Source organism: Streptomyces sp. NPDC058086, assembly GCF_042885015.1.
Lineage (GTDB): Bacteria > Actinomycetota > Actinomycetes > Streptomycetales > Streptomycetaceae > Streptomyces.
In genome coordinates this window covers 18,357-32,151 of the sequence record NZ_JBHVST010000055.1, presented here as the reverse complement: position 1 = coordinate 32,151, position 13,795 = coordinate 18,357, and the positions used below count along the sequence as shown (strand labels likewise).

The 13,795-nt window shown below is 69.9% G+C and carries 14 protein-coding genes and 1 pseudogene; 10 read left to right on the top strand and 5 right to left on the bottom strand.

Annotated elements, in window-relative coordinates:
• Positions 1 to 70 precede the first annotated feature (70 nt).
• The 4 genes from ACFVWD_RS34095 to ACFVWD_RS34080 all read left to right on the top strand — a co-directional run bounded on the left by ACFVWD_RS34095 (position 71) and on the right by ACFVWD_RS34080 (position 4,098).
• Positions 71 to 1,300, top strand: coding sequence for an FAD-dependent oxidoreductase (locus tag ACFVWD_RS34095; protein WP_389601735.1), 1,230 nt, complete (start codon positions 71 to 73; stop codon positions 1,298 to 1,300).
• Between the two features lie 177 nt (positions 1,301 to 1,477).
• A complete protein-coding gene (locus ACFVWD_RS34090) occupies positions 1,478 to 2,851 on the top strand; it encodes a rhodanese-like domain-containing protein (protein ID WP_389601733.1) in 1,374 nt (457 codons plus the stop codon).
• Between the two features lie 132 nt (positions 2,852 to 2,983).
• Complete coding sequence (locus tag ACFVWD_RS34085; protein ID WP_389601732.1) at positions 2,984 to 3,349, top strand: rhodanese-like domain-containing protein; 366 nt, start codon at positions 2,984 to 2,986, stop codon at positions 3,347 to 3,349.
• Positions 3,346 to 4,098, top strand: coding sequence for a sulfite exporter TauE/SafE family protein (locus tag ACFVWD_RS34080; RefSeq protein ID WP_389601730.1), 753 nt, complete (start codon positions 3,346 to 3,348; stop codon positions 4,096 to 4,098). The genes ACFVWD_RS34085 and ACFVWD_RS34080 overlap by 4 nt, the downstream gene beginning before the upstream one ends.
• Positions 4,099 to 4,119: 21 nt before the next feature.
• Here ACFVWD_RS34080 and ACFVWD_RS34075 read toward each other — a convergent pair whose 3' ends face one another.
• Positions 4,120 to 4,401 (bottom strand): metal-sensitive transcriptional regulator, encoded by a 282-nt coding sequence (locus tag ACFVWD_RS34075; protein ID WP_097288054.1) that lies wholly within the window; start codon positions 4,399 to 4,401, stop codon positions 4,120 to 4,122.
• Between the two features lie 73 nt (positions 4,402 to 4,474).
• Here ACFVWD_RS34075 and ACFVWD_RS34070 point away from each other — a divergent pair, with 73 nt between their 5' ends.
• The 4 genes from ACFVWD_RS34070 (at position 4,475) to ACFVWD_RS34055 (ending at position 6,678) form a co-directional block, all read left to right on the top strand.
• Positions 4,475 to 5,047: a rhodanese-like domain-containing protein gene (locus ACFVWD_RS34070; protein ID WP_389601729.1), complete on the top strand. Its 573-nt coding sequence runs from the start codon at positions 4,475 to 4,477 to the stop codon at positions 5,045 to 5,047.
• 161 nt (positions 5,048 to 5,208) lie between these two features.
• A complete protein-coding gene (locus ACFVWD_RS34065; RefSeq protein WP_095850580.1) occupies positions 5,209 to 5,583 on the top strand; it encodes a hypothetical protein in 375 nt (124 codons plus the stop codon).
• Between the two features lie 200 nt (positions 5,584 to 5,783).
• Positions 5,784 to 6,143 (top strand): helix-turn-helix transcriptional regulator, encoded by a 360-nt coding sequence (locus tag ACFVWD_RS34060; RefSeq protein ID WP_060900065.1) that lies wholly within the window; start codon positions 5,784 to 5,786, stop codon positions 6,141 to 6,143.
• 46 nt (positions 6,144 to 6,189) lie between these two features.
• Positions 6,190 to 6,678, top strand: coding sequence for a helix-turn-helix transcriptional regulator (locus ACFVWD_RS34055; protein ID WP_389601728.1), 489 nt, complete (start codon positions 6,190 to 6,192; stop codon positions 6,676 to 6,678).
• Positions 6,679 to 6,779: 101 nt separating this feature from the next.
• Here ACFVWD_RS34055 and ACFVWD_RS34050 read toward each other — a convergent pair whose 3' ends face one another.
• From ACFVWD_RS34050 to ACFVWD_RS34040, 3 genes are all read right to left on the bottom strand, one after another.
• Positions 6,780 to 8,015, bottom strand: coding sequence for a GNAT family N-acetyltransferase (locus ACFVWD_RS34050; protein WP_389601726.1), 1,236 nt, complete (start codon positions 8,013 to 8,015; stop codon positions 6,780 to 6,782).
• A gap of 626 nt (positions 8,016 to 8,641) precedes the next feature.
• Positions 8,642 to 9,025: a VOC family protein gene (locus tag ACFVWD_RS34045; RefSeq protein WP_389601724.1), complete on the bottom strand. Its 384-nt coding sequence runs from the start codon at positions 9,023 to 9,025 to the stop codon at positions 8,642 to 8,644.
• Between the two features lie 262 nt (positions 9,026 to 9,287).
• Positions 9,288 to 9,485: a glycoside hydrolase family 125 protein gene (locus tag ACFVWD_RS34040; protein WP_389601790.1), complete on the bottom strand. Its 198-nt coding sequence runs from the start codon at positions 9,483 to 9,485 to the stop codon at positions 9,288 to 9,290.
• A 250-nt stretch (positions 9,486 to 9,735) separates the two neighbouring features.
• Between ACFVWD_RS34040 and ACFVWD_RS34035 the strand changes: the two genes are divergently transcribed.
• Positions 9,736 to 10,725, top strand: a complete 990-nt coding sequence (locus tag ACFVWD_RS34035) for a LacI family DNA-binding transcriptional regulator (protein WP_389601722.1) — start codon at positions 9,736 to 9,738, stop codon at positions 10,723 to 10,725.
• 4 nt (positions 10,726 to 10,729) lie between these two features.
• Here the strand turns inward: ACFVWD_RS34035 and ACFVWD_RS34030 are convergent, their stop codons facing one another.
• Entirely contained in the window at positions 10,730 to 11,788 is a 1,059-nt protein-coding gene (locus ACFVWD_RS34030; protein WP_389601720.1) for a glycoside hydrolase family 76 protein, read from the bottom strand.
• Positions 11,789 to 12,177: 389 nt separating this feature from the next.
• On the opposite strand from ACFVWD_RS34030, the pseudogene ACFVWD_RS34025 reads away from it, so the two are divergent.
• Positions 12,178 to 13,787, top strand: a pseudogene (locus ACFVWD_RS34025) (glycoside hydrolase family 27 protein).
• The last annotated feature ends 8 nt before the right edge of the window (positions 13,788 to 13,795 follow it).

The following is a 13,795-nucleotide window of genomic DNA, read 5'->3' as shown; positions in this document are numbered from 1 at the left end:
GCGCGTGGCCTAGCATCGGGCTCATCCAATACCCCTGGGGGTATATTCCGAGGATTGCGAGGAGCCCGCCATGCCCTCCACCCACTCCGTCTCCGGCGCCGCCCGCGACCACTTCCAGGTGTTGATCATCGGAGGTGGAACCGCGGGCATCACCGTCGCGGCCCGCCTGCGGCGCGCCGGCGTCTCCGACGTCGCGGTGCTCGAACCGGCCGACGTCCACTGGTACCAGCCGCTGTGGACCCTGGTGGGCGGCGGCCGGGCCCCACTCGGTGTCACCCACCGCCCCGAAGCCTCCGTCATGCCCAGGCAGGTGCACTGGATCCGCGAGGCCGCCACCGCCGTCGACCCCGAGGCGCGGACCGCCACCACCGCCGCGCACCGCACCATCGGCTACGACCATCTCGTGATGGCCCCCGGTCTCCAACTGGACTGGGACGCGGTCCCCGGCCTCGATGCCGCCGTCGGGCACGGTGCCGTATCCAGCAACTACGCTTTCGAGCACGCCCCGTACACCTGGGAACTCATCCGTGGCCTGCGCTCGGGCACCGCGGTCTTCACGCAGCCGAGCGGCCCGGTCAAATGCGGTGGCGCCCCGCAGAAGATCGCCTATCTGGCCGCCGATCACTGGCGCCGACAGGGGGTCCTGGACCGTATCCGGGTGATCCTTGTGCTGCCCGCCGACTCCATGTTCGGCGTACCGGTCTGGCGCCGTGCCCTGGAGCGCGTCGCCGAGCGTTACGGCATCGAGGTCCGGCTCAACTCGGAGATGACCGCCGTCGACGGCGCGGCCCGTCGGCTGACCGTGGCCGACCACTCCACCGGCGCCGAGGAAAGCCTCGCGTTCGACCTGCTCCACGCCGTACCGCCGCAGAGCGCCCCCGACTGGGTCGAGCGCGGCCCGCTGGCCGATCCCGCGAGCCCCTACGGCTATGTCGAAGTGGACAAGCACACCCTGCAACACCCGCGGTACCGCGATGTCTTCGCCCTCGGCGATGTCGCCAACCTGCCCACCTCCAAGACCGGCGCCGCCGTCCGCAAGCAGGCCCCCGTCCTGGTGGCTAACCTGCTGGCCGAGATCAACGGCGAGCACCGTGAGCGGCGCCGCTACGACGGATATACGTCCTGCCCGTTGGTCACGGCCCGCGACAAGGTGCTGCTCGCCGAGTTCGACTACGACCAGCGCCCCGCCCCCAGCATCCCCCTGCTGGACACCACCAAGGAGCGCCGCGACATGTGGCTGCTCAAGAGGTACGGCCTGCCGGCCCTGTACTGGCGCGGCATGCTCAAGGGCCTCGTTTAGGTCGCCCTCGGCGTCACTCGCGGTCGTCCGTCGCCCGTCGTCCGTTGCTCGTCACCGGCCGGTGGCCGCATCTGAATCACCTCCGTGCACATCTCTCTGGATACCCCCCCGGGTATATCTGTTACGGTAGATGCCAGATACCCCCCGGGGTACTTTCATCCGGAAGGAGCCGAACCCGTGTTCTTCGTCGAAACCCTGGAGTTCGAGGGCCTGGGCAACCGCAGCTACCTGGCCGGCGGCCCTGGCGAGGCGGTCGTGGTCGATCCCCCGCGGGACATCGATCAGGTCATCGCCGCGGCCGCCCGGCGAGGCGTGCGGATCGCGTACGTGGCCGAGACGCACCTGCACAACGACTACGTGAGCGGCGGGCTCGAACTGGCCCGGGTCACCGGTGCCCGCTATCTGGTCCCGGCCGGGGCTTCGGTGGCCTTCGCCCGCACCCCGGTCGCCGACGGCGACGCCGTCACGGTCGACCGGGGTCTGGTCCTGCGGGCACTGGCCACCCCGGGCCACACCCCGCACCACACGTCCTACGTTCTGGAAGAGGACGGGCGCGGGGTGGCCGCCTTCACCGGCGGATCACTGCTGATCGGTACGGTGGGGCGGCCGGACCTGGTCGAACCGCGGCTGACCGAGCAGCTGGCCCGTGCCCAGCACGCCTCCGCCCACCGTCTGGCCGAGGAGCTGGACGACGAGGTGCCGGTGTTGCCCACGCACGGTTTCGGCAGTTTCTGCTCCGGATCCCAGGCCGAGGGGGACTCCTCCACGATCGGGCGGGAACGCAAGACCAACGAGGCCCTCACCCGCGACGTGGACAGCTTCGTCGCCGACCTGCTCGCCGGTCTGGAGGACGTCCCGGCGTACTACGCGCACATGGGCCCGGCCAACGCCGCCGGCCCCGCTCCCGTCGACCTCACCCCGCCACGTCCCGCCGACGCCGCACAGATCGCCCAGCGGCTGGCGGCCGGTGAATGGGTGGTCGACCTGCGCAACCGTGTCGCGTTCGCCCAGGGGCACGTGGCCGGCTCCTTCAACTTCGAGGGCGACGGCAAGCCGGCCACCTACCTGGCCTGGCTGATTCCGTGGGGCAAGCCCGTCACGCTGCTCGCCGACCTACCCGAACAGATCGCCGCGGCACAGCGGGAACTGGCCCGGGTCGGCATCGACCGGCCGGTCGCGGCCGCCACCGGCGGCCCGCGCGACTGGGTGTCCGGGGGAGTGGAGCCGCGTTCCTTCCCGCGCGCCACCTTCGCCGACCTCGCCGCCCGCCGCGGCCGCGGCGAGGACGTGGTGGTGCTGGACGTGCGGCGCGACTCCGAGCGCGCGCACGGCTTCGTGGCGGGCTCGGTGCACATCCCCATCCATGAGCTGCCCGGTCGTCTCGGGGAGGTGCCCGCGGGGGAGGTGTGGGTGCACTGCGCGGGCGGGATGCGCGCGGCGATCGCCGCCTCCTTCCTGGACGCCACGGGACGCGGCGTGGTCGCCGTCGACGACAGCTTCGCCGCCGCCGTCGAGGCCGGACTGACTCTCACCTGGTCCAGCACGGGCTGACCCGCACCCGTTCCGATCGCATCCGTCCCGATCGCATCCGTCCCGACCGCACCCGGCCCCGTACCGACTGCCCCTCAGCCAGCCCCCGCACGGACCGCCTCCGCCGCACCACCCCTTCGGAGTGATGAACCCATGTTCTTCCGCAGCCGTAGCCGCGCCTCCCGTCGCCTCGGCCCTGTCCAGGCCCACCAGCGGGTCGCCCACGGCCACGCCGTTCTGCTCGACGTCCGTGAAACCGCCGAGTGGGAGGCGGGGCACGCACCGGACGCGCTGCACCTGCCCCTGTCCCGGCTGGTGGCGGGGGAAGCCCTGCCGCCCGCCGCTCAGGGCAGGCCCATCCTGGCGATCTGCCGCTCCGGCCGGCGTTCCCGGCAGGCCGTCGAGATCCTGACCGGCCAAGGGGTGGAGGCCGCCGATGTCACCGGCGGCATGGTCGCCTGGGCACGGGACGGGCTGCCGGTGGCCGGCCCGGACGGAGACGACGGTGCCATAGCGTGAGCGCGTTCGTTCTTGCGCTCGTCGCGGGGGCCCTGGTCGGTCTCGCGCTGGGCGCGCTGGGCGGCGGAGGCAGCGTCCTCGCCGTGCCCGCCCTGATCTACCTGCTCGGATTCACCCCGGCCGCGGCCACCACCGCGAGCCTCCTGATCGTCACCGCCACCTCGCTCACGGCCCTGTTCGGCCACGCCCGCAGCGGCCATGTGCGGTGGCGGGCCGGCGCCCTGTTCGCGGCCGCCGGCATCCTCCCGGCCGTCGCGGCCGGAGCGGCGTCGGCCCGGTTGCCGCAGTCGCTGCTGATCGCCGCGTTCGCCGCCGTCGCCGCCCTGGCCGCCACCCGTATGCTGCGCCCCTCCCGGGCAACGTCCCTCACGGAGCCCGGCGCGGTTCGGCCGGTCAAGGCCCTCGGCACCGGAGCGGGGCTGGGCGCGCTGACCGGACTGCTGGGGGTGGGTGGCGGGTTCCTCGCCGTGCCGGCCCTGGTCACCGTCCTGGCCTTCGAGATGCAGGCCGCCATCGGCACCAGCCTGCTGATCATCTCGGTCAACTCGCTGGCCTCGCTGCTCACCCGCGGTGGCACGACGTCGGGCCTGGACTGGACGTTGATCGCGCCCTTCACCGGGACCGCGATCCTGGGCGCCTGGGACGGCAAGCGCCTGGCCGGCAAAGCCTCGGGCCCCCTCCTTCAGCGCACCTTCGCCGTGGTCCTGCTGGCGGTGGCCGCGTTCATGCTCGTCGACGCCCTGACCTGACCCCGGCCGGTCCCGGCGGACTCACGCCAGGGACAGGAACAGTTTCTCCAAACGGGCCCGCATCCGCTCACGGTCACCGTCGGCGGCCAGATCGGCATCGGTCAGACAGTGCTGCAGACCGGTCGCGATGATGGCGAACCCGGCCTTGTCCAGCGCCCGGGAGGCCGCGGCGAGCTGGGTGACCACGTCCTCGCAGTCCCGCCCCTCCTCGATCATCTTGATCACTCCGGCGATCTGACCCTGCGCCCGGCGCAGCCGGTTGATCACCGTCTTCAGTTCCTCGGCTGCCATCGCCAGTTCCACAAGCACTCCCTCGATATACCCCCGCGGGTATCCTGTCCGTGGGGTGAAGCACCAGAAAGAGAAGGAAATTCCCGTGGCCCCCACTTCCCTCGCCCCCGACCGGGCCCACGCCCGGCTCCACGAGCTGACCGTCATCGATGTGCGGACCCATGGCGAGTACGCCTCGGGCCACATAGCAGGCGCCCACAACATCCCCCTGGACCATCTGGACGCGGCCGTGCCCGTCCTGAAGTCCGCCGCCGAGCGCGGTGACCTCGTCATGGTGTGTGCCTCCGGCGCCCGCTCCGCGCAGGCCTGCGCCACCCTCACCGCACACAACATCCCCGCCGCCACCCTCACCGGCGGCACCATCGCCTGGAGCCGGCACGGACACGACCTGCACCGCCCCACCGACGCCCGCGGCGTCTGGCCCATGGACCGTCAGGTCCGCTTCGTCGCCGGGTCCCTGGTCCTCGCCGGACTCGCGGTCGGACAACGCCGGGCGGCGGCCCGCTGGTTGTCCGTCGGCGTCGCCGGAGGCCTGGTCTACTCGGGCATCAGCGGCAGCTGCGCCATGGCCCGTGTTCTGGCCAAGCTCCCGCTCAACCAGCCGCGTGCCATCGACCTCGACGCCACCCTCGCCGCACTGGCCGCAATGGGGCAGTAGTAGTCGGAAAACGATGCCGTCACGCTCATCTCCGATCGCTGGAGATCAGCCTCGGAGATACTCCTGTAGGCGCCTCGGTCGTCCGCATACGGTGCGGTCACGCGGCGGCGGGACGGGCATCGCCGATCCCGCCGCACAGCCGACAACCAAGGGGAGGCGCTATGGCGAGTGTGGAAGTGTCGCTGAAGGAAATGATGACCGCGGCCGAGGGGGCGTTGGGGGCGGCCGTCGTCGACTACACCAGCGGCATGGCGCTGGGCACACTGGGAGGGGGCAAGGACCTCGACCTCACGATCGCGGCCGCCGGAAACACGGATGTCGTCCGCGCGAAGGTGCGGACCATGGAGCAACTGGGTCTCAAGAGCCGGATCGAGGACATCCTGATCACTCTCGAAAGGCAGTACCACCTCATCCGGCCGGTCACCGGACGCAACGGCAACGGTCTGTTCCTCTACCTCGTGCTCGACAAGGCGCGTTCGAACCTGGCGATGGCCCGCCATCAACTCAAGCGCGTCGAGGAGCAGTTGGAAGTCTAGGTCGACCGGATCCCCGGCCCGACGTGCGCCCACGATGTGAAGACTTCTTCAAGTCACCACATCAGCATCGTCCCAACAAGTGGATGCGCATGGCCGTGAGCGAGAAGGATCGACAGTGACGGACACATGGTGCGGCGGCGCCTTCCGGGTGTCGCCGCACCAGGTGGCGACCATCCCCACGCGGCAGGGAGCGAGCACCGATGCGGGTCCCCCTCTACCAGGCCAAGGCGGAGTTCTTCCGCATGCTGGGACACCCCGTGCGCATCAGGGTCCTCGAGCTGCTGCAACACGGCCCCGTCCCGGTGCGGGACCTGCTCGCCGACCTCGACATCGAGCCCTCCAGCCTGTCGCAGCAGCTGGCCGTCCTGCGTCGTTCCGGCATCGTGGTGTCCATCCGTGAGGGCTCCACCGTCAGCTACGCGCTGGCCGGCGGTGACGTCGCGGAGCTCCTGCGCGCGGCCCGCCGCATCCTCACGGAGCTGCTGGCCGGGCAGAACGAACTGCTGGTCGAACTCCGACAGAACGACACGTCCCTGCCGCCGGTGTCCTCCGGCGGCTGACCCTGTGCGGGGCTGTGGGCCGCGCCGCTTGGTCACCCCTTCGCGGGTGGCACACCGACCAGTGGCCACCGCGCTCGCCGCGGCCAACGCCTCCGCCCCGTTCGCCGGTGCGGCCCGCACGGCGGCCCAGAAGATCATGGTCTCGCTGACCGGTCCCGCGTCGGCAGCGGCTCAGGAAGTCGCCACACGAATCGTCGCGCTGCCGTCGCGAGCCGACTCCGGGGTCCGCACCGCAGTGGAACAGACGCTCACCACAAACACGGTGCTGCGGCTGTCCTACGTCGATGTGGCAGGACGCGAAAGCGACCGCGTCGTGGAACCGGCCGGACTGCTCACCGCCGACGGCCGGTGGTATCTCATCGCCTGGTGCCGCACACGGCGGGCCGGCCGGGGCTTCCGTCTGGACCGGATCGCAGCGGCGGCTCCAACCGGTGAGCAGGCGCAGCCCCATGACCTGACCGAACTGCTGCTCGGCTCGGCCGCCGCCGGTGCCATGCGGCCCATGGCGCCGGCTTCACTCACACCCCCACCATGAGGATCCGAAGACACCACCAACCCGGCGAACCTAATCCCAACGCGCCAGCCGGCCAAAGAAAACGGCACCTGACGAGACTTGTGCAGGGTCGGCACGCGCGGTCAGAACCAGTGCAGGCAGTGCGGGGAGCGCTCGGTGCGGAAGAGGGCGTCGGCGAGGGTGGCCGCGCCCGGGCGGTGAGCCCGGATGTGTCCGGCACGCACGAGCGTGCTCGGGGCGGTGCCGCCGAGGTAGACCGAGCCCAGGTCGCTCACGTCCAGGGACAGGTCGGGCTCCCGGTCCGTCGGGACGCAGTCGGCCTTGCTGTCCCGGACGGTCAGCAGGTAGCGGCCGTGCTCGCCGAGGAACGGGTCGTCGACGTCGAGGACGAGCTCGCCGTCCATGAACCAGCCGCGCGCGGTCAGCGCACGCGGGACGTCCAGCAGCCGCACCCAGAGCCAGTCGGTGTCGCCGCTCACCTGACCAGCACGGAAGTCCGCAAACTGCCAGCGCAGCGGGTGCGCGGGCGGGAAGTGCTTGAACACGACCTGAGCGACCAGGTCGTGTCCGAGCACGAATCGGGCCAGGGCCGTGAAGACCGCGTCGTCGGTGGCGATGGTCTCATCGACCGTCAAGGTTTCGGGCTCGCCGACCGAATAGCTGGCGTACCCGTCCGGGACGCCGTCGGCGTCACGGTGGACGGCGACGTAGCGCGGCGCCGGAGAGACCGGGGGCTGCCCCGCGCCCAAGGCCCACCAGCGATGCGGCCGGGACAACGCGCCGGGCTGTGCGCGGCGGTACCGGTCGTAGACCTCTTCCAGGATCTCGCCGCACTCGGCTCGCCGCAGCAGCTCGATCGTGCCGGTGCCCGAGCCGGTGGCTGGGGCGTCGGCCGTTCCGCGCGCCCGGGGGAGAGCGAGGGCGGCCTGGTGGCGCGGCACCGTCAGCCGCTGCGTGTAGGTCGCCGGTCCGTAGCCGAACCTGCGGTAGATCAGGGCCTCGGAGGCCAGCAGTACGGAGAGGAACTCCCCTCGGGCCCGCAGCTCGGTGAGCTGATGGCGCATCATCGCGCTGAGCACGCCCTGGCGTCGGTGCGAGGGCAGGACGCCGACGAAGCTCACCCCGGCGGCCGGGACGAGGATCTCACCGGGCAGGGTGAGCTCGAAGGAGTACGCACCGGCGGTGCCGACGGCCTGCCCGTCCGCCGTCGTGGCGAGCAGGTTGCGGTCCATTTCGAGTGCCGACCACCAGACCCCGCCGCCGCCCTCGGTCGGGGTTTCCGGGAAGCGCCCGAACGCGGCATGGAGTGTGTCGACGAAGACGTCAAGGTCTTGGTCGGTTGTGGGACGGATCTCCATTGCTGCCAGTGCCTCCCCGGGATAGCGGCACCACGATGCGTGGTGTCCCGCAACAGTGCAGCGTTGACCCGTGCCCAGGTCAAGGGGATTACGGGCCGGGTCCGCGGCCGGTCACAGCACAGCCCGTTCTCAGCGCGGCCCCGGGGGAGTTTCGGTGGTCGGGCTCGGCGGCGGTGATCCTCGCCGCCGTCCGCACGGGAGGCCTTTCTGGACTCGGGAGCTGGCAGAGTCATGCGTAATGCCCTGATCGTCGAGCGCGTCGTCGAGAAGGAGACCGGCGATTGGTATGTGCACGTACTGATGCGGGAGGACAACACCTTCCAGTTGGAGTACCGGGACGGGGTTCCCACCGAGCACTTCCAGACCCGGACGATCTCGCGCGAGAACGTGGTCGCAGCCGTGTTCGGCCGGGTGAAGGGGGAGCCTGACTGGAAGGACCCATTCGTCTGGCAGAACATCGTGTCCTGCTTCGAAGACGGTCCTGGAAGCCAAGAGGCTGCGCGGACAGGCACGATGGACGCCTCGGCAGCAACGCAGGCGCAGGTATTGCCGATCAGGAGGTCGGCAACCTCACCCCGCCCGCGGGAGTCACGCGTCCGCTGTGCCTTGTTCGATGTGGCGGGACGTCAGACGGGCTTCAGCCGCGTGCGCAAGAGACAGAACTCGTTGCCCTCGGGGTCCGCCAGGACATGCCAGCTCTCTTCTCCGGTCTGGCCGATGTCGACAGGCACGGCGCCCAGTGCGAGCAACCTGGTCAGCTCGGCGTCCTGGTCGCGGTCGGTGGCGCTGACATCGATGTGCAGCGGGAGCTTCCCGAGCCGGGGGTCGCGGCCCGCATTGAGGACGAGGGTTGGCTGCGCGCCGCCGAATCCGACGCCGGCCGGGCCGATTTCGATGCTGCCGTCATCTTCTCGGGCCAGCTCTACGTAGCCGAGGACATCGCACCAAAATGCGGCCAGTCGGTCAGGGTCTTCCGCGTCGATCACGAGTTCGCTGATTCGGCATGCCATGCACCGAGGATAGGTGCGCCGGCCCGGCGCCGACCGGGCGCAGGTGCCGCCGCCCCGCCGTGCGCGCTCAACGCCCCGACCGGCCCCAGGTCAGGGCAGGGATTGCGGGGTGATCCGGCTCCGGGAGTGGAGAGCAACGACCGTGGCGCCGTGGCTCAGGGCGTCGTCTTCGAGAGCCAGTTGCCGGATCGCCACTGTCGTGCCCCGTCGTCTCGTCGCACTGTGGCAGGGACGCGAACCAGCGGGCCGCGCCGGGCGCTTCTCAGACGACGCCCGGGGCGGCAGGCGGGATGCGCGGGTGCCTGGGAAAGAGGCGGCGTACGCCGCGCCCGGACAGGTCGAGGGCGAGTTCACAGAACATGGCATTGGCCCAGCCGAACCAGTCCCGGGTGAACCGGCTGGGGTCGTCGGCATGGAAACTCTCGTGCATCAGCCCGGTGCCGGCGGTGGTGGCCGCCAGTGTGATGCTTCCCTGCGACCTGATCCGGCGGACAGACCCTAGGTGTCCGCCTTCGGTTCGCCTCGCTCGCGGTCGGCGGGCAGCTTGCCCGCCGACCGGGCCGTACGGCGAGACCGGAAACGTATCCTGAGGGCGTTCGCCCGGTCAGACCCGCGCGGCACCCTCTCAGGCGGCCGCGACACGTAAGGAAAGTTGGTCTCCGCCCCACGTGAGCAGTCGTCTCCCGCAGCGCCAGAACACCAGGCCGACCATGCGCGATGTCGCAGAGCGGGCCGGAGTCGCCCTTGTCACCGTGTCCCGCGTCGTCAACGGCATCGGGACGGTCCGCGAGGAGACGGCCGACCGTGTGAACGCGGCGATCAGCGAGATCGGGTACCAGCGCAACGAGATCGCGCGTTCCCTGCGCCCCGGGCAGAACTCGATGACCATCGGCCTGCTGCTCGGCGACCTGACCAACCCTTTCTACGCGTCCTTGGCGAAGGCGGCCGTCGAGGTGGCGGCCCAAGCCGGATATGCCGTTCTCCTCAGCACCGCCGACGAGGACCCGAAGGTCGAACGCCGTGCCGTGGGCGAGCTGATCGGGCGACGAGTGGCTGGGCTGATCATCGTGCCCGACCAGGGCGATCACGCCTTTCTGCAGGAGGTCAACGGTCACGACCAGGTGCCCATCGTCTTCGTGGACCGGCCCGCCACCGGAGCCGAAGCAGATGTCGTCCTCGTCGACAACGAGGGCGGGGGACGCATGGCGACGCAGCACCTCATCGACCACGGCCACCGCCGGATCGCGATCCTCGTCGCCCCCTCGTACTACACCACAGGTCGTCGGCTGCGCGGATACCGCAAGGCCCTGCGGCAGAGCGGCATCGACGCCGACGAAGCACTGGTGGTCACCCTGCGGCGCGGCACCACGGAGGAGGCCACCGCCGCCACCCACGCCCTGCTCACCTCGCCGCAGCCGCCGACGGCGATCTTCTCGACGACGGGCTTCCTCACCGAGGGCGTCCTGCGGGCGAGCCAGCAACTGCACGCCCCTATCGCCGTCGTGGGCTTCGACGACTTCAAGCTCGCCGATATGCTCCCCACCCCGGTCACGGTGGTGACCTCGGACATCGAGGAACTCGGCCGCCGCGCCGCCCATCTGCTGATCGACCGCATCAACGGCGAGGACGCCCCCTTCCACCGGACCGTACTGCCGGCGCAGTTGATCGCCCGTGGCACGGGGGAGACGGCTGCCCGGTAGAGGCTCAGTAGAGCGTCGGCCACAGCTCGCGCGGCCACGCGAGCACGGCGTAGAGCTGCGCGAAGGCCGCCTGCTGGATCGCCTCGGTGCCGCCGGACGAGTCGAAGTGCACCAGCCCCGTGCCGGGATCGCGCATCGTGGACCAGAGCTCGTCCGCGTAGTCGGCCATCGCCCGGTGGTACGTGCCGTCCCCGGTCACCGACTCCAGGAGCAGCAGGTTCTTGAAGAAGATCGAGTTGAAGTACACCGGCTGGGTGAACAGCCTTCCCTGCGTGACGTAGTAGGCGTAGGCCGCCTGGGCGATCCGCTCGGCCCGGCGCAGATACGTGCGGTCGTGGGTCGCCTTGTAGAGGAGGACGTTGACGCCGACCGGCACTCCCTGGTTGTACGACCAGATGGTCTTCTCGACCGTCCCCTTCAGGTCGAGATGGTCCCAGTACAGACCGCCGGGACTCTGCAGATAGGTGTTCGTCCAGTCGTAGAACCGTCTTGCCCAGTCCAGGTAGCCGTCTTCACCGGTGATCTGGTGCAGACGGAGGGCGAGTTGGGCGCCCGGCATGTTCGAGACGGTGTTGCGGTCCTGACTCCAGTTCGCCTGGGTCCAGAAGACACCGCCGGGAGCGGCGTGGGTGGAGTCGGTGTCCCAGCCCGACCTGACGAGGTCGAAGATCTCCTCGGCCCGGACCAGTGCCGCCGAGTCCCCTGTCTGCAGGTGGAGTTGGACTTTTGCCAGGCCCACCCATTCGTTGTCGTCGTAGAACATGTCGCCGCCGGAGCCGTAGGGGGCGCGAGGGTAGGAGTCGTACCCGGGCAGCTCGGTCGTGCCGCCGCCGGCGTTCCAGTAGTGCTCCTGTGTCTTCGCCCGCTCGGCCACCTCCGCCGCGTACCGGGCATCGACCGCCGCGAGGTCGAGGGCCGCGATGTGCACCTGGGAGAAGGGCCATTCGTACGAGTACGCGTTGTCTCCGGAGGCCGCCGGATACTGCTCGCGGACCAGACCTGAGCCGTCCTTGCTCGCCAGGTGTCTCTCCAGCGCGGCGTAGGCGGCAATGCCGCGTGACAACGCCCTGGATCGGTTCGGGTGTTGAGGCCCGCTCGAGTCTGCTGCGGCGGACGGTCCGTAGGCCGCGGTCAACGTGGCCATTGCCGCAATGCCGCCGCCGACCAGCGCCCGGCGAGAGGGATTCAAGCGCATCGACACGCCTCCATTCAGAGCGCCGCTGCCTGCACGGGTCGTACAGGCGTCCGGTGAATGGAAACGTTGCCACTGTCACATGGGGTCGTCAACGGACCGCGCGGTCACGGCAGTTATCCGAAGTTCTCAGCAACAGCCTTTGTGGTACGGACCATTGACGTCCGATCGGGGTAGTGAGATCTTCGCGATGGTTACGTTTCCATAGCTCCGGACATCTGGATACGTCCGGCCCCCACGGCGAAATGGGAGACGCAGACATGACCGCCCTGTCAAGACCACGGAGACCCCTGAGGGCAGTGCTCGCGCTGCTGCTGTTGGTGCTCTCCCCGCCCCTGCTTCTGCTGAGCTCGGCCCCGCGCGTCCACGCTCTCGACAACGGCCTGGCCCGGACGCCCCCATGGGCTGGAACGACTGGAACGCCTTCGGCTGCAACGTCAGCGAGACGCTGGTCGAGCAGACCGCCGACTATCTCGTCTCCTCCGGTCTGAAGGACGCGGGGTACCAGTACGTCAACATCGACGACTGCTGGATGACCTCCGCCCGGAACTCCGCCGGTCAACTGGTGCCCGACCCCGCCAAGTTCCCCGACGGCATCAGCGGCACCGCCGACTACGTCCACTCCAAGGGACTCAAGCTCGGCATCTACGAGAGCGCCGGCACCGCCACCTGCCAGGGATTCCCGGGCAGCCTCGGCCATGAGCAGACGGATGCCAACAGCTTCGCCTCCTGGGGCGTCGACTACCTGAAGTACGACAACTGCAACCACCAGAACGTGCCCGACCAGCAGCGTTACACCGCCATGCGCGACGCCTTGGCGAACACCGGCCGCCCCATCGTCTACAGCCTCTGCAACTGGGGCCTCGCCGACGTGTGGACCTGGGGTGCGGGGGTCGGCAACAGCTGGCGCACCACCGGCGACATCAACGTGAACTTCTCCACGGTGGTGTCGATCTACAAGGCCAACGTCCAGCTCGCCCAGTACGCCAAGCCCGGCGCCTGGAACGACCCGGACATGCTCGAAGTCGGCAACGGCATGTCGTTCACCGAGGACCGTTCCCACTTCAGCCTGTGGGCGGAGATGGCCGCGCCACTGATCGCGGGAACCGACCTGCGCAAAGCCTCCGCCGCCACCCTCTCCCTCTACGGCAACAAGGACGTCATCGCCGTGGACCAGGACTCCCTGGGCAAGCAGGGCACCGAGATCTCCTCGTCGGGTGGTCTGCACGTCCTGACCAAACCCCTCGCCAACGGTGATGTGTCGGTGGTCCTGTTCAACGAGAACTCGAGTGCGGCCACGATCACCACCTCGGCCTCCGCGGTGGGCCTCCCGGCAGCGTCCTCGTACCGGGTGAACAACCTCTGGTCGCACGTGATCAGCAGTACGAGCGGCAGCATCGCGGCCAACGTCCCGGGGCACGGCTCGGTCATGTTCCGGGTGACCGTCGGCAGCGGAACCAGCGTCGGGACGACGCACCCGCTGATCGGAGCCTCTTCCAACCGCTGCCTCGACGCGTACGACGGCCAGACCACCCCCGGCACCAAGATCGAGATCTGGGACTGCGGCGGGGGCGCCAACCAGGCTGTGACCCTCACCGCCGCCGGTGAACTGCGGCTCTACGGCGGCACACAGTGCCTGGACGCCAACGGCAACGGCACGTCGTCCGGCACCAAAGTCCAGCTCTGGACCTGTAACGGCGGCACCAACCAGCAGTGGCGCACCAACCCGGACGGCACCATCACCGGCGTTCAGTCGGGGCTCTGCCTCGATGTCACCGGAGGCGACAAGCCCGCCGGGAACGTCAACGGCACCCAGGTCGAGCTGTGGACCTGCAACGGCGGTGCCAACCAGCAGTGGCGTCTGGGCTGACGCTCTCA

Excerpts from the sequence above, each read along its gene's own strand:
- ACFVWD_RS34095 (WP_389601735.1), top strand. The coding sequence starts at position 71 with ATGCCCTCCACCCACTCCGTCTCCGGCGCCGCCCGCGACCACTTCCAG.
- ACFVWD_RS34085 (WP_389601732.1), top strand. The coding sequence starts at position 2,984 with ATGTTCTTCCGCAGCCGTAGCCGCGCCTCCCGTCGCCTCGGCCCTGTC.
- ACFVWD_RS34065 (WP_095850580.1), top strand. The coding sequence starts at position 5,209 with ATGGCGAGTGTGGAAGTGTCGCTGAAGGAAATGATGACCGCGGCCGAG.
- ACFVWD_RS34060 (WP_060900065.1), top strand. The coding sequence starts at position 5,784 with ATGCGGGTCCCCCTCTACCAGGCCAAGGCGGAGTTCTTCCGCATGCTG.
- ACFVWD_RS34050 (WP_389601726.1), bottom strand. The coding sequence starts at position 8,015 with ATGGAGATCCGTCCCACAACCGACCAAGACCTTGACGTCTTCGTCGAC.
- ACFVWD_RS34045 (WP_389601724.1), bottom strand. The coding sequence starts at position 9,025 with ATGGCATGCCGAATCAGCGAACTCGTGATCGACGCGGAAGACCCTGAC.
- ACFVWD_RS34035 (WP_389601722.1), top strand. The coding sequence starts at position 9,736 with ATGCGCGATGTCGCAGAGCGGGCCGGAGTCGCCCTTGTCACCGTGTCC.